Below are 19895 nucleotides of genomic sequence, written 5' to 3' on the forward strand. Positions count from 1 at the left end.
GGGATCGAAACAGGTCGGCGATACGCAATCGCGTATCGCCGGGTCCGACATGAACATGGCAACCCTGCTCAACGAATGCAACTGCACCACGCGATCACCTGACCTTACCCCCGCACAGCCTTCACCACATACTGACTCGTCGGCACCACATCGATCTTGTCGAAGTCGATGAAGCGTCCACAGCTGTCCATCATCTCCGCCACATTCCGCTTGAATTTCTCGTCATCGCCGACCGCGTCGAAGAACGCATGCGGATCGGTCATCGCCTCAGCGGGGAAGCATTCCTCGACGATCGCGTCGTACCCAGGCGCCGCATGCGTGAGCGCGCGCACGACGACGTTCTGCACGTACAGGAAATTGTCCTGCGTATCGATCGCGACGCGCGTGTGATGCCCGTGCCACACGTCGAGCCACGCTTCATGCGTAAGCCGCGGTGGCCGCTTCAGAAACGCGAGCTGCGAGAACCCGCTGGTCCGCTCGCCCGGCCGCGCCGGAAAACGCGTATTCGGGATCGGCTGCGACTCGGTGACGAGATACGCCGCCATGTGCGGGACGACTGCGCGCACTGCATCGTCGAACGGCTGACGGAACATCGCGTTCGCGCTATCGACCCACACCGCGACGATCCCGTCGATGCCCGGGTGAGTATTGGTCTGCTTCAGGCCGGCCGCCGGCGCGACATCCGCATCGGCGACGTTCACCTGCACGCCGTGCGCACCGAGCGACAGCAGCGTGTCGGCGAGTTGCGCGCGCACCGTGCGGCTCCACTGATCGGGCGCGGCCTGCGTATCGCGCCACAACACGTAAATGACTTTCTCCATTGTTCCGGCTCCAGGGGGAATGACGGGATCGGCGGCGTGGCCGCCGGGGTTCAGGAAGCGGTTTCAGGCGATCCGGCCGTCTGGTGCGCGCCCGGCGCGAACCGGTTCGCGGTCAGCGAGAACGACGGCGGTATCGGCGACGTGACGGTTTCGAACAGTCGTTCATGACGCGTCGCGTGAATGCGCCACACGCCATCGCGTTTCACGTACTGGTCGTCATAGAACGCAGTGCCGTGCAGCAGGTAGTTATCCTCAAGATTGATCGCGTGATCCTCGAGAAACCACACGCCGCACGCGTGATCGGCTGAGACTAGCGTGAGCTCCGGGTGATGGCCGTGATGCATCGTCAGGAAGGTCGGCTTGCCGATCAGCTCGCGCAGGCTCGACACGAACGCGTCGCGGCCGTCGTACGCATAGCGGCCGCCGTACAGCCGCGCCTCGCAGTCTTCGGTCAGGCAATCCGCGAGCAGCGCCCAGTCGTGCGTGTCGACCGCGCGGAAATACCGGTACTTCAGCTGTCGGATCTGCTCGTACTCATGGAGCGTGCGGGTCGTGTCGTCCATTGCCGGGTCTCGTGGTGGTGTCGTTCGATGGTAGGAACGAAGCCGCCTGCATCACATCGTCTGTTCGGACGAACGTGGCTCACGCATACGGCCAGCTCCGCCGAGACGAATCGCCAGCTTCATCCGAACGGGTGATGGCCGGCACTTCGCGCGGCGGTAACGTGGCATCGACGCGGCGTTCGAACCGCGCCGGCACCGAACAAGGAGACAGGATGACCCTCATCGAATCGCTGGAAGCGCGCGTGCGCCGGCTCGAGGACGCCGACGCAATCCGCCGGCTGAAGGCGCGCTACTTCACGTGCTGCGACCGCAAGGATCCGCAAGGGATGCGCGACTGCTTCGCGCCCGGCCGCGTGCACATCGACTACGGCCGGATCGGTACGTTCGACACGCGCGACGGGCTCGTCGACATCTTCGCGCAACTCGGCTGCCATCCGCACATCGTCGAGATGCACCACGGCGTGAATCCCGAGATCGACGTGCTCGACGACACGCATGCTCGCGGCACGTGGGGCCTGCACTACCAGATGATCGACACGAACGCGCGCACGCTCACGCAGCTCGGCGCGTACTACGACGACGAATACCGGAAGGTCGACGGCGAATGGAAGATCGCGGGCACGCGCTGCGTCGTCACGTCGACGCTGTCGGCCCGCTACGAAGGCGATGCGCCGGGCGTGCTGTTCGCCGGCGCGCAACCGCCGGCCGCCTGACGCTCGCCCGCGCCCCGCACGTGGCGCACATTCCACAGGAGACATCGAACATGACACAGAACCACGAGGCGCCGGTCGCCGTCGTGACGGGCGCCTCGCGCGGCGCGGGCAAGGGCATCGCGCGCGCGCTCGGCGCGGCCGGCATGACCGTTTATGTAACGGGCCGCTCGCAGAACGAAGGCGATGCGCCGCTGCCCGGCACGATCCACGAGACCGCACGCGAGATCGATGCGCTCGGCGGCCGCGGGATCGCGGTGGTCTGCGACCACGCGGACGACGCGCAGGTGAAGGCGCTGTTCGAGCGCGTCGAACGCGACAGCGGGCGGCTCGACATTCTCGTGAACAACGCGACTTACCTGCACGATCAGCTGATCCTGCCGGGCCCGTTCTGGGAGAAGTCGCTCGATCTCGTCAACATCCTCGATGTCGGGCTGCGCTCCGCCTATGTCGCGAGCTGGCATGCGGCACGGCTGATGGCGAAGCGCCGCAGCGGGTTGATCGCGTTCACGTCGTCGTTCGGCGCTAGCTGCTACATGCACGGCGCGGCCTACGGCGCGCAGAAGTCCGGCGTCGACAAGTTCGCGAAGGACATGGCCGTCGACCTGAAGCCGTTCGACGTCGCGGCCGTGTCGATCTGGATGGGCCCGCTGCGCACCGAGCGCACGACGCGCGTGTGGGAGGAACACCCGGATCTGTACAAGGAATTCTCGCTCGTCGCGGAGAGCCCCGAATTCACGGGCCGCGTGATTCACGCGATCCACGGCGATCCGCAGCGCATGGCGCTGTCGGGGCAAGTGCTCGTCGGCGCGGAAGCCGCGCTGCAGTACGGCATCGCCGATCTCGACGGCAAGCAGCCGCCGTCGTACCGCGAACTGCTCGGCGGGCCCGTGCAGGCGCATCCGGCAATCGTTGCCTGAGGAGCACGCATGGGCATCCTGAAAGGCAAGGTCGCGCTCGTGACGGGCGCGGGGCAGGGCGTCGGCCAGGGCGTCGCGCAGGCGCTTGCAGCGGAAGGCGCGCAGGTCGCGGTGGTCGGCCGTACGCGGGACAAGCTGCTCGCGACCTGCGAAGCGATCCGCGTACGTGGCGGCGTGGCCGAACCGTTCGTGTGCGACGTGATGGACGCCGCGCAGATCGCGCAGTGCGTGGACAGCGTCGTCGCGCGGTTCGGTGGCGTGCAGATCCTGATCAACAACGCGCAGGTCGTGCCGCTCGGCCGCCTGCTCGACGTGACCGATGCGGATTTCATGGCTGGGCTCGAATCGGGGCCGATCGCGACGCTGCGCATGATGCGCGCGTGCCATCCGCATCTGAAGGGCGATGGCGTGATCGTCAATTTCGCTTCGTCGGCCGCGGTGCGCTGGGATGCGTCCGGCTACGGCGCGTACGCGGCGACCAAGGAGGCGATTCGTGCACTGACGCGTGCGGCCGCCTGCGAATGGGGCGTGGACGGCATCCGCGTGAACGCGGTCGCGCCGCATGCGTTGTCGCCGGGCCTGAAAGGCTGGGTCGACGCGAATCCGCAGGAAGCCGCCGCGTTCTTCCGCACGATTCCGCTCGGCCGCGTCGGCGACTGCGAGCAGGACATCGGGCGCGCGATCGTGTTCCTGGCGAGCCGAGACGCCGCATACCTGACGGGTGCGACGCTGCCGCTCGATGGCGGGCAGGCGTACTGGGGTTGAAGGCGCGCGGCACTGGGGCCACGCGCCAATCATGATTCGGCAAACACGCGCGTGGGCGCGGTGTGACGGCCGGAAAACCGGAATCGAAGAGAGGACGACATGGGTCGACTGGAAGGAAAGGTAGCGATCGTCACGGGCGGTGCGCGTGGCATGGGCGCGGCGACGTGCCGGTTGTTCGTCGCGGAGGGTGCGAGCGTCGTGATCGGCGACGTGCTCGACGTGGAAGGCGAAACGCTCGCGCGCGAACTCGGCGACTCGGCGCGCTTCATGCGACTCGACGTCGCCGACGAAGCGAGCTGGGTGCGCGTGACCGAAGCGACGATGGAGCAGTTCGGCCGTATCGACGTGCTGGTCAACAATGCGGCCGTGCTGACGTTCGGCGGCATCACCGAGCTGTCGAAACGTGATTTCGAGCGCGCGGTGTCGATCAACCTCGTCGGGACGTTCGTCGGAATCCGGACGATCGCGCCGCACATGATCGCGCAGAAGAGCGGGTCGATCGTCAACATCTCGTCGGTGGACGGGTTGCGCGGCGTGAATGTGCTGGCCGCGTACGTGTCGAGCAAGTGGGGCGTGCGCGGGCTGACGAAGGTCGCGGCGCTCGAACTCGGCCATCAGGGCGTGCGCGTGAATTCGATCCATCCGGGCGGCGTGAACACCGCGATGTCGAACCCGACCGGCGCGCCGCTCGAGGAAATCAACAAGCACTATGCGAACGTGCCGCTGCAACGCGTCGGCCTGCCGGACGAAATCGCACGCGCGACGCTGTTCCTCGCGAGCGACGAAGCGTCGTACTGCAACGGTGCCGAGCTGGCCGTCGACGGCGGGATGGCGGCAGGCGCGTATTACCCCGGATTGCCTGGCGCGCCGTTTTGAGCAGGGGTGCTTGCTACACGCTCACGTCAGATGTTTGTGTACGCAACCTAATTCAGGGTTTGCCTGAGTAGCGAAAACGTGAATTCGCACGGCCCGCGTTTGCGTTGGCCTCACGCGGGAGCAGCACGCCGAATTTTCCGCTCCCGCGAAACCCTTGCTGGACGGCCGTCCTGGCCGTTTCGTCCCCAAAGCGCACGCAATGGCGCTGTAAAAAGAACGCACCGGCAACCGGCGTGCCGGCTCGCCGACATAGTTGTTTCTTGTTGCAACGCAACGTTTGCCGAATAACGGCGATGGTATGCTGGCCGTCATGGAGTTGTACGGCAGGTTGCTTGTATGGCGAAACTCGCGTTCGCACCTACTAAAGAGACATCACCTTCTCTCGCTCGCATCGCGGCATCGACGCGCGCTCCGCTCGCGCGTCCCGTCCTGCGCGCCGCCGCACCCTGCGCTCCAATCGCATACCCCATCTCGCGGGCTCGCCCCGCAACCCCCATCCCCGCCCAATAATCTGGAGACATCCTCATGTCGCAAAACAATCTGGCCGAAGCAACACACGGCCCGCTGATCGCTCCGCCGGCTTTCGTCAAACATCGCAAGCTGATCGACTGGGTGTCGCGCATCGCGGCGCTCACGGAGCCCGAACGCGTCGTGTGGTGTGACGGTTCGCAGGAAGAAAACGATGCGCTGTGCCAGGCGATGGTCGACCAGGGCACGCTCACGCGCCTGAACCCGGCGAAGCGCCCGAATTCGTATCTCGCGCAATCCGATCCGTCCGACGTGGCGCGCGTCGAGGATCGCACGTTCATCTGCGCGGCATCGCGCGACGACGTCGGCCCGACCAACCACTGGGTCGAGCCCGCCGAAATGCGCGACACGCTCAACGGCCTGTTCCGCGGCTCGATGCGCGGCCGCACGCTGTACGTCGTGCCGTTTTCGATGGGCCCGCTCGGCTCGCCGATCGCGCACGTCGGCGTCGAACTGTCCGACAGCCCGTACGTCGCCGTGAACATGCGGATCATGACGCGCATGGGCCGCGAGGTGTACGACGTGCTCGGCGAGGACGGCGAATTCGTGCCGTGCGTGCACAGCGTCGGCCATCCGCTCGAAGCCGGCCAGCAGGATGTGCCGTGGCCGTGCAACCCGGTCAAGTACATCGTGCATTTCCCCGAAACCCGCGAGATCTGGAGCTTCGGCTCGGGCTACGGCGGCAACGCGCTGCTCGGCAAGAAGTGTTTCGCGCTGCGTATCGCATCGACGATGGGCCGCGACCAGGGCTGGCTCGCCGAGCACATGCTGATCCTCGGCGTGACGTCGCCGGCGGGCAAGAAGTATCACGTCGCGGCTGCGTTCCCGTCCGCGTGCGGCAAGACCAACTTCGCGATGCTGATTCCGCCGCAGGGCTTCAATGGCTGGAAGGTCACGACGATCGGCGACGATATCGCGTGGCTGAAGCCGGGCCGTGATGGCCGACTGTATGCGATCAACCCGGAGGCCGGCTTCTTCGGCGTCGCACCGGGCACCGGCGTGAAGACCAACCCGAACGCGATTTCGACGCTCACCGAAAACGTGATCTTCACGAACGTCGCGCTGACGGAAGACGGCGACGTGTGGTGGGAAGGGCTGACCGACACGCCGCCCGCGAAGTTGACCGACTGGCAAGGCAACCCGTGGACGCCGGAGATCGGTAAGGAAACGGGCCGCAAGGCCGCGCATCCGAATTCGCGTTTCACGGCGCCGGCCGCGCAGTGCCCGTCGATCGACGGCGACTGGGAGAATCCGGCCGGCGTGCCGATCGACGCGTTCATCTTCGGCGGCCGCCGTTCGACGACCGTGCCGCTGGTGACCGAAGCGCGCGACTGGGTCGAAGGCGTGTACATGGCCGCGACGATGGGTTCGGAGACGACTGCCGCGGCAGTCGGCCAGCAGGGCATCGTGCGCCGCGACCCGTTCGCGATGCTGCCGTTCTGCGGCTACAACGTCAGCGATTATTTCGCGCACTGGCTCAAACTCGGCAAGCAGCTCGAAGACGCGGGCGCAAAGCTGCCGAAGATCTACTGCGTGAACTGGTTCCGCAAGGATGCGAACGGCAAGTTCGTGTGGCCGGGCTTCGGCGAGAACATGCGCGTGTTGAAGTGGATGCTCGACCGTCTCGAAGGCACGGGTGGTGGTGGCGAGCATGCGTTCGGCGTGTCGCCCGCGTATGAAGACCTGCACTGGGACGGCCTCGATTTCACGCGCGAGCAGTTCGATGCGGTGACGTCGATGAACGCCGACGAATGGCGTGAGGAGCTGAAGCTGCATGCGGCGCTGTTCGATACGCTGAAGCTGCGCCTGCCGGCCGAAATGACCGACACGATGAAGAAGATCGAGCAGCGCATCGGCGCCTGACGGTCCGCCTCCGCATAGTCGTCATGACGTCCCGCCGCCGGCATTCATCGCCGGCGGCGGGACGTTTTTGCATCCGCGCCAGGCACGCGCCGTTCGCTTATTGCGCCAGGCAATGCGCGACGACTTCGTTCACCGCGCGCTGCACGTCGCCGCGCCGGTAGCGCAGCAGCGCGCTGTCGGCCGGATCGGGCTCGTACGACACGACGTTGCCGCGCCCCGTGTAGATCGCCATGTCGGGCAGCAGCGGGTGCTCCTGGTCGAGCGACGGCACGTCCCGCGGATTGCCGGCCGCGCGGAAGAAGGCCGCGAAGTAGTCGGCGAAGCTGAGATTCTCGTCGCCGACGAGGTAGGCCTTGCCCGCTTCGCCGCGCTGCAGCGCCCCCCAGATCGATTCCGACAGCGATTGCGTCGAGATGAAGTTGCTGCCGCCGGCGGGCCCGAACACGGGCAGCCCCGCGAACTGGCCCTGCGCATAGCCCGTGTAGGCAGCGAACATCTCGTTGCGCAGCCCCGGTACCGACCCGACAACGAACGGGGCATTGACGCTGCACACGGCGAACGACGGCGTTGCGAGCGCACGCACGCGCTCGTCGGCGAGATGGCGCGAGCGCACGTACGGCACCGTATCGACCAGCGCCGGCGCGACTTGCGGATAGAAGCTGCCGACCAGCACCGCGCGCTTCACGCCCGCGTCGCGCGCGAGCGCGAAGAAGCGCGGCACCGCGTCGACGTTCGCGCGTTCCCAGTGCGCGGCTTCGTCGGTGCCGGGCGGCAGGTGACGGATGTCGTTGCCGGCCGCGAATACCACCGCGTCGAACGGCGCGAGATCGTCACGCGTGAAGTTGCCGGCTACGTAGTCGCGCAGCAGCACGTCGAACTGCGCGAGCGCGCTGCCGGGTGCGGGCGGCTTGCGCGCGGCGAGCGTGACGTGGTTGCCCTGCGCGTGCAGGTGCAGCGCGGCATGGCCGCCGATGAGGCCGGTGCCGCCGACGATCAGGATCTTCATGGAGTCTCCGGTAGCGGCGCAACCGCGCCGCGTGAAAGGAACAGGCGAGCGATGCCGCTCAGAAATTGAAGCCGTTGCCCGTGACGACGGGCATGTTGGTCCAGAAACCGTTCGGGTCGCGATACCAGCCGGCCGCCGCGAGCGCGCCACCGTCGACATGCAGCGTCGTGCCCGTGACCCACGCGGCGAGCGGGCTTGCGAGGAACAGCGCGGCGCCCGCGATATCGCCGGCCGCGCCGAAGCGCCCGAGCGGGATCCAGCGCGGGATGTGGTCGCGATGCTCGGCCGCGACCATCGCGCTGACGGGCACCTGCGGCGTCTCGGTGGTTTCGGGGGCGATCTGGTTCACACGAATGCCGGCCGGCCCGAGTTCGAGGGAAAGGCTCTTCGTGAAACCGGTCAGCGCGGCCTTGAACGACGCGTACACGGTGCAGTTCGGAATCGCGCGAAAGCCTTCGATCGACGACACGCCGACGATGCTGCTACCCGCGCCGCGCTTGCGCAGCAACGGCAGCATCGCGCGCGTGACGATGAAGACCTGGCGCAGGTTCACGTCGAACAGCCGTGCGATGTCGTCGTCGGTGCAGTCGTCGAACGGTTTTGCGATCTGCAGGAAATCGCCCACATTGTTGACGAGCACGTCAAGGCCGCCGAAGCGCGCGTCGACGGTTCGCGCGAACGCATTGACCTCGTCGCGGCGCGTGACGTCCACGGTGCCGACGAGCGTCTCCACGCCCGCCGCTTCGAGCGCCTGGCGCACGTCCTGCGCGCGGGCCGGGTCGATCTCGGCCACTGCGACGCGCGCGCCGGCCGCGCCGAACGCTTCCGCGCACGCACGGCCGATGCCTGCGCCGCCGCCGGTGACCAGCACGGTCTTGCCGGTGAATGAAATCATCGATGGACTCCTCTGTACGGGAAAGCAGTGGGCCGCGTCACAGCGACGACACCAGTTGCGCGTTGTCGATCCGCAGTTCCGCACCGTTCACGAAACGCGATTCGTCGGACGCGAGGAACAGCACGAGATTCGCGACGTCCTGCGGGTCGCACATGCGTGCCATCGGATCGCTGCCGATGCCGAGTGCGGCCGGGTCGAGATCGGGCATCAGCGCCTGCGTCATCGGCGTCCAGATCCCGTCCGGATGGATCGAGTTGCAGCGGATCCGGTAGCCGCTGCGCTTGCAGTGCACGGCGACGCTGCGCGCGAGCGCCGTCACCGCGCCTTTCGACCCCGTGTATGCGCACATCATCGGCAGTCCGCCGAGCGCGGCGACCGACGACATCATCACGATCGAGCCCGGCGTGTCGTTGCCCTTCATCGCGCCGATCGCGTATTTGCAGCCGAGGAAATAACCATCGGCATTGGTGCGCATCACGCGCCGCCATGTGTCGAGGCTCGTGTCCTCGATCGAGCCGACCGGGCAGATCGCCGCGTTGTTGACGAGCACGTCGAGGCGGCCGAAGCGATCGAGCGTCGATGCGATCGCGTGCCGCCAGCCGTCCTCGTCGGCGATGTCGTGGCGGACGAACAATGCCGCGTCGCCGATTTCGCGTGCGAGCGCACGGCCTGCGTTTTCGTCGATGTCGGTGAGCACGACACGCGCGCCTTCGGCGGCGAGCAGCAGCGCATCCGCGCGGCCGACGCCGCTTGCCGCGCCGGTGACCAGCGCGACCTTGTTTGCGACTCGATTCATGGTCGGTCGGATTCCTTTGATGTTGAAAGAAGGCGGGCGCTCATGCGGCGCCCGGCGCGCGGCCGGCCTTGATCGCGTCGAGCGCGGCCGTGCCGTAGATCTGCGCGATCGTGTCGTCGACGCGCGGGTTGGTACGCAGCTCATGGCCGCCGTCGACGGCGAAGCTTTGGCCCGTCACCCAGCCCGACTCGGGGCCGGCGAGATAGCGCACCGCATGCGCGATCGCTTCCGGTTCGCCGAGCGTGCCGAGCGGGATCTGCTCGAGAAAGCTGTCGACGAGCGCGCGGTTGTCGAACATCGGCGCGGTGGCTTCGGAGCGCGTGAGGCCCGGGCGCACCGCGTTCACGCGGATCTTCGCGCCGGCCAGTTCCTCGGCCGCGCCGCGCACGAGCGCTTCGAGCGCGGCCTTCGCGGTGCAGTACGCGGACAGCCAGCGGAAGTTGATCTGTGCGGCCGTCGACGAGATGCAGACGATCGCGCCGCCGCCGCTGTCGGCGAGCCGCGGTGCCGCATGACGGATCGCGGCGAACGCGCTGTGCAGGTTCAGGTCGATTTCCGCGCGGAAAGTGTCGGCGTCGTGCAGCAGCAGCGGCCGGAAGCCCGCACCGCCGACCGTCGGCACGACGATGTCGAGGCGATGGTCGATGGCCCATGCGCAGTCGAGTGCGGCCTGCAGGTCGGCTTCGTCGCAGGCGTCGCCAGCATGGATCGCGACGCGGCTGCCGGGCACGGCGTCGGTCAGTTGCTGCTGCGTGCGTTCGAGCGCATCGCGGCGGCGGCCCATCAGCACGACGGCCGCGCCGTCGGCGACGAGCGCGTGCGCGCAGGCCGCGCCGATGCCGCCGGCGCCGCCCGTCACGAGCGCGGTGCGGCCGTCGAGGGGAGCAGAGGTGTGCATCGTTCAGCCCTCCAGCGGCAGGTCTTGCGCCCAGTCGACATGCAGCGTGCGCGCGGCGAAGCGCCACGTGCCGCCGTCGAACACGCAGCGGTCGCGATAGCGCAGCCCCCAGTCGAGCTTGCGCTTCACGCCGTCGCGTACGTAGACGTGGCATGCGACGCCATAGGTCTCGACGTCGGCCTCGCCGCCATCGAGCGTCACGAGCTGGTTGTGCACGTGATGCTGGGTCGCTTCGTAGCGCTCGATCACGCGCATGCCCGCGACGATCGCGTCGCGGTCGTCGAAGCGGAAGCCGGGGCCGGCCAGGGTTGCATCGGAGGTGAAAAGGCCAGTGAGTCGTGGCCAGTCGCGCCGGTCGACGGCTTGCGCGTAGCGGCACGCAAGTTCGTACAGCGCGTGGTGGGGATTGGAATCGGTCATGCGTGGGCTCCCGTGGAAGAACGGAACGCGTCGGCCGCGTGAGGCGGGCCGACGCGGCGGCATTGCGACGTCGACGCGCAGGTTCGCACCGGGCAGGCCGGGATTCATCATCCATACGGAGCAGGGCGAGGGTCGGGGAAAACACCGGGGCAGGCCGCCGCGTGTCACGCGAGGGTGTATCGATGGTGCGGCGCAGCGACCGGTGCGCGACATGCGTCTGACGATTCGTGCGGCCGGCTGCGAGAGGCGCGCGACGCGTCGCGTTTCCTTCATGTATGCGAAGCCGCGGCGCGCGATGTTGCGATGCGGCAGGTCGCGCATCGTCCGCTCAGCGTTTGCCCCTAGTCGAAACGGACGATGGCCGACGGCCGGGCGCTGGCTACCGTGCAGTCATCCGGTGCCGCATGCGATGCACGCCGGACACGAACCGCACCAGCGGACAACCGGAGGAGACGACGATCATGAGACTGACGACTCGCAAGCTGTGCGTACTGGCGATGGGCACGTTCGCTGCCATGGCGATGGCGCGATACGGCGCCGATCAGGTCCCGTCGCCGCCGTACGCGGCCGGCATCCTGCAATGCCGCTCGGTCGACGTGAACGGCCTGCCGACCGGTTGCGTGCCGATCGATCCGTCGCACTTCGGTTTCGCCGCGATGCGCGGCATGTGACGCCGGCGCGGCCGCGCGCCGCACCGGGCGGAAGCCGTGGCGACTCCGACCACGGCGCAATCGTCGCGCGCCGATCCCGCATCACGCGGTTCGGCTTCAACCGGGAATGAGATAGCGTGCGCGTTGCACGCGCACCGTCACACGCCCGTCCAGGTAACGGGGCACCGCGGCGACGGCCGTGTCGGGCCGCCTGCCTGGCATTCACCGCAATCACCACTTTCCGCGGATTTCCACCACGCTGACCTATTCCTCATGTCATCCGACTATTCCCTGACTCACCCCTTGAATACCCGCGACGTGCATCGCTGGGATGCCGAACACGATGTCGTGATCGTCGGCTTCGGCGCGGCCGGCGCCTGCGCGGCGATCGAAGCCGCGAGCGCCGGCGCCGACACGCTGATCGTCGAGCGCGCGTCGAGCTACGGCGGCACGAGCGCGCTGTCGGGCGGCGAGATCTACCTCGGCGGCAGCGGCGGCACGCCCGCGCAGCGGCAGGCCGGCTTTACCGACGACACCGAGGATCTGTACCGCTACCTGATGCTGGCCGGCGGCCGCGACGCCGACGACGCGAAAGTGCGCCTGTACGCGAACGAAAGCCTGGCGCACCACGACTGGCTCGTCGCGCAAGGCCTCACGTACAAGAACACGTTCATCGCCGAGCGGATCGTCGAACCGGAAACCGACGATTGCCTGATCTGGTCGGGCAGCGAGGAAGCCTGGCCGTTCAGCGAGGCCGCGAAACCGTGCCCGCGCGGCCACACGCCGCAATGGCCGGGCTGGGGTGGCGGACAGATGCTGATGCGCGTGCTGGCCGAACGCGTCGCGGCACTCGGCGTCGCGACGCGCTACGACACGCGCGCGCTCGCATTGATCGTCGACGACGGAGGCGCGGTGCGCGGCGTCGTGCTGCGCGCATATGGCGAGACGGCATTCGTGCGGGCGCGCCGCGCGGTGATCCTCTGCGCGGGCGGCTTCGCGATGAATCGCGAGATGGTGCGCCGGCATGCGCCGCAGTTCCTGCGCTCGGACGAGCCGATCGGCAGCCCCGGCGACGACGGCTCGGGCATCCTGCTCGGCCAGGGCGCGGGCGGTGCGGCGATTCACATGGACCAGGGATTCGTCAGCCTGCCGTTCTATGCGCCCGAATCGCTGATCAAGGGCATCTTCGTGAACGCGCGTGGCCAGCGCTTCATCAACGAGGACGGCTATCACGGCCGCACGGGGCATCACGCATTTCACCAGGCCGACGACCGGATCTACCTGCTGGTCGACCAGGCCACATATCAGGAGCCGCCGGCGATCGCACGGATCGGCATCGCGGCGGCTGGCGAAACGTGGGAGGAAGTCGAACGCGACCTGCAGATGCCGGCCGGCACGCTGACGGCGACCGTCGACGTCTACAACCGCCATGCGGCCGAAGGCGCCGATCCGCTGTTCCACAAGGCGAAGAAGTGGCTGCAACCGCTGATCGAGCCGCCGTTCGTCGCGCTCGATTGCCGGATCGACTACGCGTTCTATCCGCACTTCACGCTCGGCGGGCTCGACACGCTGCCGACCGGGCAGGTGGTCGATGCGGCGCGCGCGCCGGTGCCGGGGCTCTATGCGGCCGGCCGCACGACCTGCGGGCTGCCGCGCTGGGGCGCCGGGTACAGCTCGGGGCTGTCGCTGGCCGATGCGACGTTCTTCGGCCGTCAGGCGGGCCGTCACGCCGCGCAGGCGGGGTGCGACGCGCTGCGCAGTGCCGCGTAGCGTTTGCCGGCCGGAAATGAACGACGCCCCGGGCAATCGCATTGCCCGGGGCGTCGTCGTTTCAAGTCGCCAGGTGGCTAATCGGCCAAGCCGATCAGCCGTCAGCCGAGGTCGAGCGCATTCGTGAGATCGCCCGGCGGCGTCGCGCCGCGCGCGGCGAACGCCTTGTTGCGCGCGACCACGCCGTCGAGCGGCGCGAGCCCGTGCACGCGGCTGATGAAGCGCAGGATCGAGTTCGTGTCGTACAGCGTGTGATCGACGAAACCCTTCTTCGCGAACGGCGAGATCACGAGTGCCGGAATCCGCGAGCCCGGGCCCCAGCGGTCGCCTTCCGGCGGCGCGACGTGATCCCACCAGCCGCCGTTCTCGTCGTGCGTCATCACGATCACGGTGTTGTCCCACTGCGGCCCGCGCCGGATGTGGTCGATCACGGTCGCGATGTGGCGGTCGCCCGATTCGATGTCCGCATAGCCCGCATGCATGTTCAGGTTGCCCTGCGGCTTGTAGAACGTGACGGCCGGCAGGCGGCCCGCGTCGATGTCGGCGATGAAACGGTTGGTCGACGGCTCGTCGCCGAGCCCCGCGTCGCGCAGGTGCTTGCTGCGCGCATCGGTGCCGGGCGCGTAGTTCGCGAAATAGTTGAACGGCTGGTGGTGGTACTGGAAATCGGGCACGGTGCCCGTGTCGCGATGCTCGAGCGCGTACTGCCATGCGCCGCTGTACCACGCCCAGTCGACGTTCTTTTCCGACAGGCGATCGCCGATCGTCGCATAGCCCTGCGGCGGCATTACGCGATGGTCGGCCGGATCCGCATACGCGGCGTTGCCCGGATCGGGCGGGGGCACGTAGCTCGGCTGGTACGGCGGCGCCATCGTGTTCACGCCGTAGCCGTCCGGCGTCAGCGAGCCGTCGGCCGCGAACTTCGGCGGGCCGTCGAGCGCGGACGCGGGCGAATCGTGCGCGAGTTTCAGGCGCGTACCGGCGGGATCGTCGCCTTCGACCTTCGACAGCAGTTTCGCCGCATGCGGATGCTTGTGCGCGTCCGGATACAGCGGCGGCTGCGCGGAGATCAGGAACATGTGGTTCATCCACGAACCGCCGAAGGCCGCCATGAAGAAGTTGTCGCACAGCGTGTATTGCCGCGCGAGATTCCACAGCCGCAGCGTGTCGGCCGAGTTGCGATAGTGGCCCATCACGAGGCCGCCCGAGTCGGCCCACGCGGCGAACTGGTTGTTGCGGCCTGCCGCGATCTGCATCTGGTTCTGGTAGAAGCGGTGCCACAGGTCGCGCGTGATCACGCCGTTCGGCAGCGCCTTGCCCTGTGCGTCCGTAATCAGGAACGGTGCGTTCGGCAGCTTGTCGATGTCGCGCTCGGCGATCGCGTAGCGCTTGCCGTCCACTTCCTGCGCCTGCGGCACGAGCCCGCCCCAGATTTTCGGCAGCACGGGCAGCGGCGTCTTGCCGTCGCGATCGAGCTGCTGCGCGTGCTCGGGCCGCACCTCGCTCAGCGGATGGCGCACGCCCGGGAAATCGCCGTACAGGTTCGCGAAGCTGCGGTTTTCCGCGTAGATCACGACGATGTGGCGCACGCGCTGGCGCAACGCCTCGTCGATGCGCAGGTCGGCGGCGGAACGGGGCGCGCTGCCTGCCGTGGTTTCACAGCCGCTGAGCGCGACACCCGCACCGAGCGCGGCGAGGCCGCCGAGCACTCGGCGGCGGTCGGGATCGGCGGGAAGGTCGTCGGGGCGATCGGGGGTGTCGTTCACGTCGTGGGTTCCTCGAATGGGCGGGTGGACGGGGGCGTGATGCGCGGCGGCGTTGCACAGGCTGCCGCGCCGCGGGACGGAAAGCAACGGCCCGTGTTGCGTATGGGCAGGCGCGATGCATCTGTCACAAAAATGTCACGAACGCGACTATAACGCGGCAACGGGGGCAGATGAAAGGTGTTTGTCGGACGATTCGAGTCGCGCCTCGGGCGATGCGCGACGCCCGTGCGCGAGCTAGACTGGATTCAGGGGCGGCGCGTCGCGGCGTGCCGCCCGGGCGAGGATTGCCCGGCGGCGCCGGCCGATGGCGTCGCCGTGGCGCCATTGATGCGACGAACGAGGCGATGAAGCGAGGCGACGATGGCGCGCTTGACTGCCGCTTCCGCATGGCCGCCGATGGCGCGCGCCGGTTGCGCGCGTGTCCGCACACGTCCGCCGTGTCGCGCAGCGTAGCGTAGCGCGCACGTCCGGCCCGATGCCATGGACAGGAAATTCGACTACCCGGGATTGCTGATCGCGGCGGGCTTCTTCGTGCTGTTCGCCGCGCAGTTGCTGATGCTGCGCCCGTCGTCGGCGCCGATCGCGTACAGCGATTTCCACCGGCTCGTCGCCGCACGGCTCGTCGATGATCTCGAAGTCGGCCCCGTGTCGATCTCGGGCACGCTGAAGATGCCGCAGGCCGGCACGATGCTGCCGGCGTCCGAAGTCACGGCCGTGCAGCAGGCCGGCGCGCCGTGGCGCTTCACGACCAACCGCGTGACCGACGAGCACCTGACCGACACACTGACCGCCGCCGGTATCCGCTATCACGGTGCGCCCGATACAAGCTGGATCGCATCGCTTGCGTCGTGGCTGCTGCCGCTCGTGCTGTTCGTGTTCATCTGGAACATGATGCTGCGCAGGCGCGGCGGGCTGCAGGATTTCACCGGGATGGGCAAGAGCCGCGCGCGCGTGTACGTGCAGCAGGAAACCGGCATCACGTTCGACGATATCGCGGGCATCGACGAAGCGAAGGCCGAGTTGCAGCAGCTCGTCGCGTTCCTGCGCAACCCCGACCGCTACCAGCGGCTCGGCGGCAAGATCCCGAAGGGTGTGCTCGTGGTCGGCGCGCCGGGCACCGGCAAGACGCTGCTCGCGCGCGCGGTGGCCGGCGAGGCGGCCGTGCCGTTCTTCTCGATCAGCGGCTCGGCATTCGTCGAGATGTTCGTCGGTGTCGGCGCGGCGCGCGTGCGCGACCTGTTCGAGCAGGCGCAGCAGAAGGCGCCGTGCATCGTGTTCGTCGACGAGCTCGATGCGCTCGGCAAGGTACGCGGCGTCGGCCCGATGTCGGGCAACGACGAACGCGAGCAGACGCTCAATCAGCTACTTGTCGAGATGGACGGCTTCCAGGCCGGCTCCGGCGTGATCATCATGGCTGCAACGAACCGCCCCGAGATCCTCGATCCCGCACTGTTGCGGCCCGGCCGCTTCGATCGCCACATCGCGATCGACCGGCCCGACGTGAACGGCCGCCGGCAGATCCTCGGCGTGCACGTGAAGCGCGTGAAGCTCGCGGCCGACGTCGATCTCGGCGAGCTCGCGTCGCGTACGCCGGGCTTCGTCGGTGCGGATCTCGCGAACGTCGTCAACGAGGCCGCGCTGCATGCGGCCGAACTCGGCAAGCCGGCGATCGGGATGGCCGACTTCGACGAGGCGATCGACCGCGCGTTGACGGGCCTCGAGCGCAAGAGCCGCGTGATGAACGCACAGGAGAAGCTGACCATCGCGTATCACGAAGCCGGCCACGCGCTCGTCGCGGAAAGCCGCGCGCATTGCGATCCGGTGAAGAAGGTGTCGATCATTCCGCGCGGCGTCGCGGCGCTCGGCTATACGCAGCAGGTGCCGACCGAGGATCGCTACGTGTTGCGCAGGAGCGAACTGCTCGACCGGATCGATGCGCTGCTCGGCGGGCGGGTGGCCGAAGAGCTCGTGTTCGGCGACGTGTCGACGGGCGCGCAGAACGATCTCGAACGCGCGACCGCGATGGCGCGTCACATGGTCATGCAGTACGGGATGAGCGAGAAGATCGGGCTCGTGACCTTCGACGACGGCGACACGCGTACCGGCATACCGGGCGTATGGCATGCGGGAGACGGCCGCTGCAGCGAGCACACCGCGCGGCTGATCGACGACGAGGTGCATACGTTGCTGACCGACGCGCATGCGCGCGTCGCGGCAACGCTCGGCGAACGTCGCGACGCACTCGAGCGGATCGCGCAGCGGTTGCTTGCGCGCGAGGTGCTCGAACGCGACACGCTGCAGGCGCTGATCGACGGGCGTGTCGAGCCGTCGTCCGCCACGGCGTCGTCGGCGGCGCCGGACGACGAAGCCGGCGCACGCGGCGGCGCGATCGAAACGGAGCACGCGTCAGCGGTCGAGCGCGATTTCGTCGCGTACGGGCCGCCACGCGAACCCGAGCGCTGAAGTCCGGGTCTCGCGCGCAGCCGGCGGGCGGCCATGACCGCGTCGCGCCGGGCTGCCACTCACGCGCGTCGGCGCGGCACTGCGCCGGCCATCCATTTCCTCTTTTCAGTCACGGAGTCGCCATGAGCGAGGCGCACGTATCGGTCGATGCCGCGCAGCACGCGCGTTTCAGTTTCGAGGTCACGTTTGCCGGTACCGATCTTTCGCCGGTGCTGACCGACGAGCCGCCGCCGCTCGGCGCCGGCCGCGGCCCGAACCCCGTCCGGCTGCTGGCCGCGGCAGTCGCCAGCTGTCTCGCGGCGAGCCTGCTGTTCGCGCTCGAGAAACAGCGCGTCGATCCGCAGCCGGTGGCCGCGCATATCGACGTCGACATGGAACAGAACGACGCGGGGAGGGTGCGGGTCGGCGCGATGGCCGTGACGCTGTCGGTCGGCAAGGCGTGGGCCGATCTCGCGGCGGCGACACGCATGCTTCACCGGTTCGATGCGTATTGCGTGGTGACCGAGAGCATGCGCGAAGGCATTCCGATCTCGGTGACGGTGCAGGACGTGAATGGAGCGGTGCTCGACCGCGAGACGACCGGCGTGTGAGCGCGTCAGGATTCGGTCGCGGCCGCGATTTCGGCCGCTTCGGCGAGTGCGTCGAGAAAGCGCGTGCGCCACCAGTGCACGTCGGTCTTGCGCACGATCGCCATCAGCGCCGCGTGACGCTGGCGGCGTTCTTCGAGCGGCATCGCGAGCGCGCGCTGGATCGCCTGCGCGGTGCCTTGCGTGTCGTACGGATTGACGAGCAGCGCCGACTTCAACTGCTCGGCCGCGCCGGCGAAACGCGACAGCACGAGCACGCCCGGATCGGCCGCGTCCTGCGCGGCCAGAAACTCTTTCGCGACGAGGTTCATCCCGTCGCGCAGCGGCGTGACGAGCGCGACGCGGCTCGCACGATAGAGGCCTGGCAAGCGCTTGCGCGCGACGGTGCGGTGAATGTAGCGCATCGGCATCCATTCGAGTTCGCCGTAGTCGCCGTTGATTGCACCGCACAGGCTGTCCATCTCGCGCCGCAGGTCGTCGTATGCGCCGAGATCCTCGCGGCTCGGCGCGGCGATCTGGATCAGCGTCGCGCGGTTGCGGTTCTCCGGATACTGTTCGAGCAGCTGGCGGAATGCATTCACGCGCTGCGGCAGCCCCTTCGTGTAGTCGAGCCGGTCGACGCCGACCAGCAGCTGGCGGCGTGAGTATTCGTCGCGCATCCGCTCGAACATGTCGATGCCGTCGCGATCGCGTGCGAGCGATTCGAACTCGTCGACGTTGATGCCGATCGGGAAGGCGCCGGCCGACAGCGTGCGGCCGAATGCGCGCAGGCGGCCGTCGGGCAGTCGCGCGGCACCGGCTTCCGCTTCGACATAGTGCTCGAAGTGGAGCAGATCCGACTCGGTCTGGAAGCCGACGAGATCGTACGCGAACAGCGAGCGCATCAGCCATTCGTGTTCCGGGATCGCGGCCATGATCGGCGGCGGCGGCATCGGGATGTGCAGGAAGAAGCCGATCGGATTCGTACAACCCATCGCGCGCAGTTCGGCGGCGAGCGGAATCAACTGGTAGTCGTGGACCCAGATGGTGTCGTCGGGCCGCAGCAGCGTGCGCAGCTTGCGCGCGAACAGCTGGTTGACGCGCCGGTAGCCGTCCGCGAAGCGGCGGTCGAACTGCGCGAGATCGAGCCGGTAGTGAAACACCGGCCACAGCACGTTGTTCGAATAACCGAGGTAGTAGGCGTCGTAATCCTGCGGGTCGAGATCGATCGTCGCGAGCTGGATGCCGCCGACGTTCTGGATCTGCACCTCGTCGCCATGCGTGGGCTGATCGTCGCCGCCGCGCAGCCTCCCGCTCCAGCCGAACCAGACACCGCCGGATTCCTGCAGGCTGTCTTTTACGGCGACGGCGAGCCCGCCGGCCGCGGCTTTACGGGGATCTGCAATGCGATTGGATACGACGACGAGTCGGCTCACCAGCTCTCCTGACGATTGTTGGGGGAAAGGTTCGTGCGGCCGTGGCGCGAGAAGCAGACGCCGCCATCGACACGCGGTGCGCGAAGCGATGGGGCCGCAATACGATCGGACGGGAGTCAGGGCACGCGATTCGCCGTCCGAACGGGGAGTGCTTTTTTAAGCATACTCGTCATTCGTTCGATT

General features: G+C 67.9%; 18 protein-coding genes. 9 read left to right on the forward strand and 9 right to left on the reverse strand.

Translation table 11 applies throughout. The features are described 5' to 3' along the window. Positions 1-104: 104 nt before the first annotated feature. Positions 105-821 carry an EthD domain-containing protein gene (locus tag BCO18175_RS16750; protein WP_174982572.1) on the reverse strand — a complete coding sequence of 239 codons (717 nt, stop codon included), beginning with the start codon at positions 819-821 and terminating at the stop codon, positions 105-107. Positions 822-871: 50 nt separating this feature from the next. Next, positions 872-1384, reverse strand: a complete 513-nt coding sequence (locus BCO18175_RS16755; protein WP_174915553.1) for a nuclear transport factor 2 family protein — start codon at positions 1382-1384, stop codon at positions 872-874. A gap of 212 nt (positions 1385-1596) precedes the next feature. Between BCO18175_RS16755 and BCO18175_RS16760 the strand changes: the two genes are divergently transcribed. The 5 genes from BCO18175_RS16760 (at position 1597) to BCO18175_RS16780 (ending at position 7046) form a co-directional block, all read left to right on the forward strand. Further along, complete coding sequence (locus tag BCO18175_RS16760) at positions 1597-2097, forward strand: nuclear transport factor 2 family protein (RefSeq protein ID WP_174982574.1); 501 nt, start codon at positions 1597-1599, stop codon at positions 2095-2097. A 50-nt stretch (positions 2098-2147) separates the two neighbouring features. Then, positions 2148-3014 carry an SDR family NAD(P)-dependent oxidoreductase gene (locus tag BCO18175_RS16765; RefSeq protein ID WP_174982576.1) on the forward strand — a complete coding sequence of 289 codons (867 nt, stop codon included), beginning with the start codon at positions 2148-2150 and terminating at the stop codon, positions 3012-3014. Positions 3015-3023: 9 nt separating this feature from the next. After that, complete coding sequence (locus tag BCO18175_RS16770) at positions 3024-3779, forward strand: SDR family NAD(P)-dependent oxidoreductase (protein ID WP_174982578.1); 756 nt, start codon at positions 3024-3026, stop codon at positions 3777-3779. A 99-nt stretch (positions 3780-3878) separates the two neighbouring features. Beyond that, the gene (locus BCO18175_RS16775) at positions 3879-4655 is read left to right on the forward strand and encodes an SDR family NAD(P)-dependent oxidoreductase (protein WP_174982580.1); all 777 of its coding nucleotides are present in this window, start codon (positions 3879-3881) and stop codon (positions 4653-4655) included. Positions 4656-5180: 525 nt separating this feature from the next. Then, entirely contained in the window at positions 5181-7046 is a 1866-nt protein-coding gene (locus BCO18175_RS16780) for a phosphoenolpyruvate carboxykinase (GTP) (RefSeq protein WP_174982582.1), read from the forward strand. A gap of 97 nt (positions 7047-7143) precedes the next feature. Here the strand turns inward: BCO18175_RS16780 and BCO18175_RS16785 are convergent, their stop codons facing one another. The 5 genes from BCO18175_RS16785 to BCO18175_RS16805 are packed head-to-tail and all read right to left on the reverse strand — an operon-like array spanning position 7144 to position 11061. After that, a complete protein-coding gene (locus tag BCO18175_RS16785) occupies positions 7144-8052 on the reverse strand; it encodes an NAD-dependent epimerase/dehydratase family protein (RefSeq protein WP_174982584.1) in 909 nt (302 codons plus the stop codon). A 58-nt stretch (positions 8053-8110) separates the two neighbouring features. After that, positions 8111-8944: an SDR family NAD(P)-dependent oxidoreductase gene (locus tag BCO18175_RS16790; protein ID WP_217483918.1), complete on the reverse strand. Its 834-nt coding sequence runs from the start codon at positions 8942-8944 to the stop codon at positions 8111-8113. Between the two features lie 40 nt (positions 8945-8984). After that, positions 8985-9743 carry an SDR family oxidoreductase gene (locus BCO18175_RS16795; protein WP_174982588.1) on the reverse strand — a complete coding sequence of 253 codons (759 nt, stop codon included), beginning with the start codon at positions 9741-9743 and terminating at the stop codon, positions 8985-8987. Between the two features lie 40 nt (positions 9744-9783). Next, positions 9784-10641, reverse strand: coding sequence for an SDR family NAD(P)-dependent oxidoreductase (locus BCO18175_RS16800; protein ID WP_174982590.1), 858 nt, complete (start codon positions 10639-10641; stop codon positions 9784-9786). A gap of 3 nt (positions 10642-10644) precedes the next feature. After that, positions 10645-11061, reverse strand: a complete 417-nt coding sequence (locus tag BCO18175_RS16805; protein WP_174982592.1) for a nuclear transport factor 2 family protein — start codon at positions 11059-11061, stop codon at positions 10645-10647. Positions 11062-11522: 461 nt separating this feature from the next. Here BCO18175_RS16805 and BCO18175_RS16810 point away from each other — a divergent pair, with 461 nt between their 5' ends. Further along, positions 11523-11732, forward strand: a complete 210-nt coding sequence (locus BCO18175_RS16810) for a hypothetical protein (RefSeq protein WP_174970086.1) — start codon at positions 11523-11525, stop codon at positions 11730-11732. A gap of 252 nt (positions 11733-11984) precedes the next feature. Beyond that, positions 11985-13481, forward strand: a complete 1497-nt coding sequence (locus BCO18175_RS16815) for an FAD-dependent oxidoreductase (protein ID WP_174982594.1) — start codon at positions 11985-11987, stop codon at positions 13479-13481. 101 nt (positions 13482-13582) lie between these two features. Here the strand turns inward: BCO18175_RS16815 and BCO18175_RS16820 are convergent, their stop codons facing one another. Next, positions 13583-15247, reverse strand: a complete 1665-nt coding sequence (locus BCO18175_RS16820) for an acid phosphatase (RefSeq protein ID WP_174982596.1) — start codon at positions 15245-15247, stop codon at positions 13583-13585. A gap of 480 nt (positions 15248-15727) precedes the next feature. Here BCO18175_RS16820 and ftsH point away from each other — a divergent pair, with 480 nt between their 5' ends. Both ftsH and BCO18175_RS16830 read left to right on the forward strand, forming a co-directional pair. After that, the gene (ftsH, locus tag BCO18175_RS16825) at positions 15728-17710 is read left to right on the forward strand and encodes an ATP-dependent zinc metalloprotease FtsH (RefSeq protein ID WP_174982598.1); all 1983 of its coding nucleotides are present in this window, start codon (positions 15728-15730) and stop codon (positions 17708-17710) included. A gap of 122 nt (positions 17711-17832) precedes the next feature. After that, positions 17833-18300: an OsmC family protein gene (locus tag BCO18175_RS16830; RefSeq protein WP_174970090.1), complete on the forward strand. Its 468-nt coding sequence runs from the start codon at positions 17833-17835 to the stop codon at positions 18298-18300. Between the two features lie 5 nt (positions 18301-18305). Here BCO18175_RS16830 and otsA read toward each other — a convergent pair whose 3' ends face one another. Continuing rightward, complete coding sequence (gene otsA, locus BCO18175_RS16835) at positions 18306-19712, reverse strand: alpha,alpha-trehalose-phosphate synthase (UDP-forming) (RefSeq protein ID WP_174915568.1); 1407 nt, start codon at positions 19710-19712, stop codon at positions 18306-18308. Between the last annotated feature and the right edge of the window lie 183 nt (positions 19713-19895).

Source organism: Burkholderia lata, from assembly GCF_902499335.1.
GTDB lineage: Bacteria > Pseudomonadota > Gammaproteobacteria > Burkholderiales > Burkholderiaceae > Burkholderia > Burkholderia lata_B.

What these genes read in the sequence shown, in the direction of transcription:
- BCO18175_RS16750 (WP_174982572.1), bottom strand. Translation starts at nt 821, where the DNA reads ATGGAGAAAGTCATTTACGTGTTGTGGCGCGATACGCAGGCCGCGCCC.
- BCO18175_RS16755 (WP_174915553.1), bottom strand. Translation starts at nt 1,384, where the DNA reads ATGGACGACACGACCCGCACGCTCCATGAGTACGAGCAGATCCGACAG.
- BCO18175_RS16760 (WP_174982574.1), top strand. Translation starts at nt 1,597, where the DNA reads ATGACCCTCATCGAATCGCTGGAAGCGCGCGTGCGCCGGCTCGAGGAC.
- BCO18175_RS16765 (WP_174982576.1), top strand. Translation starts at nt 2,148, where the DNA reads ATGACACAGAACCACGAGGCGCCGGTCGCCGTCGTGACGGGCGCCTCG.
- BCO18175_RS16770 (WP_174982578.1), top strand. Translation starts at nt 3,024, where the DNA reads ATGGGCATCCTGAAAGGCAAGGTCGCGCTCGTGACGGGCGCGGGGCAG.
- BCO18175_RS16775 (WP_174982580.1), top strand. Translation starts at nt 3,879, where the DNA reads ATGGGTCGACTGGAAGGAAAGGTAGCGATCGTCACGGGCGGTGCGCGT.
- BCO18175_RS16780 (WP_174982582.1), top strand. Translation starts at nt 5,181, where the DNA reads ATGTCGCAAAACAATCTGGCCGAAGCAACACACGGCCCGCTGATCGCT.
- BCO18175_RS16785 (WP_174982584.1), bottom strand. Translation starts at nt 8,052, where the DNA reads ATGAAGATCCTGATCGTCGGCGGCACCGGCCTCATCGGCGGCCATGCC.
- BCO18175_RS16795 (WP_174982588.1), bottom strand. Translation starts at nt 9,743, where the DNA reads ATGAATCGAGTCGCAAACAAGGTCGCGCTGGTCACCGGCGCGGCAAGC.
- BCO18175_RS16800 (WP_174982590.1), bottom strand. Translation starts at nt 10,641, where the DNA reads ATGCACACCTCTGCTCCCCTCGACGGCCGCACCGCGCTCGTGACGGGC.
- BCO18175_RS16805 (WP_174982592.1), bottom strand. Translation starts at nt 11,061, where the DNA reads ATGACCGATTCCAATCCCCACCACGCGCTGTACGAACTTGCGTGCCGC.
- BCO18175_RS16810 (WP_174970086.1), top strand. Translation starts at nt 11,523, where the DNA reads ATGAGACTGACGACTCGCAAGCTGTGCGTACTGGCGATGGGCACGTTC.
- BCO18175_RS16815 (WP_174982594.1), top strand. Translation starts at nt 11,985, where the DNA reads ATGTCATCCGACTATTCCCTGACTCACCCCTTGAATACCCGCGACGTG.
- ftsH (WP_174982598.1), top strand. Translation starts at nt 15,728, where the DNA reads ATGGACAGGAAATTCGACTACCCGGGATTGCTGATCGCGGCGGGCTTC.
- BCO18175_RS16830 (WP_174970090.1), top strand. Translation starts at nt 17,833, where the DNA reads ATGAGCGAGGCGCACGTATCGGTCGATGCCGCGCAGCACGCGCGTTTC.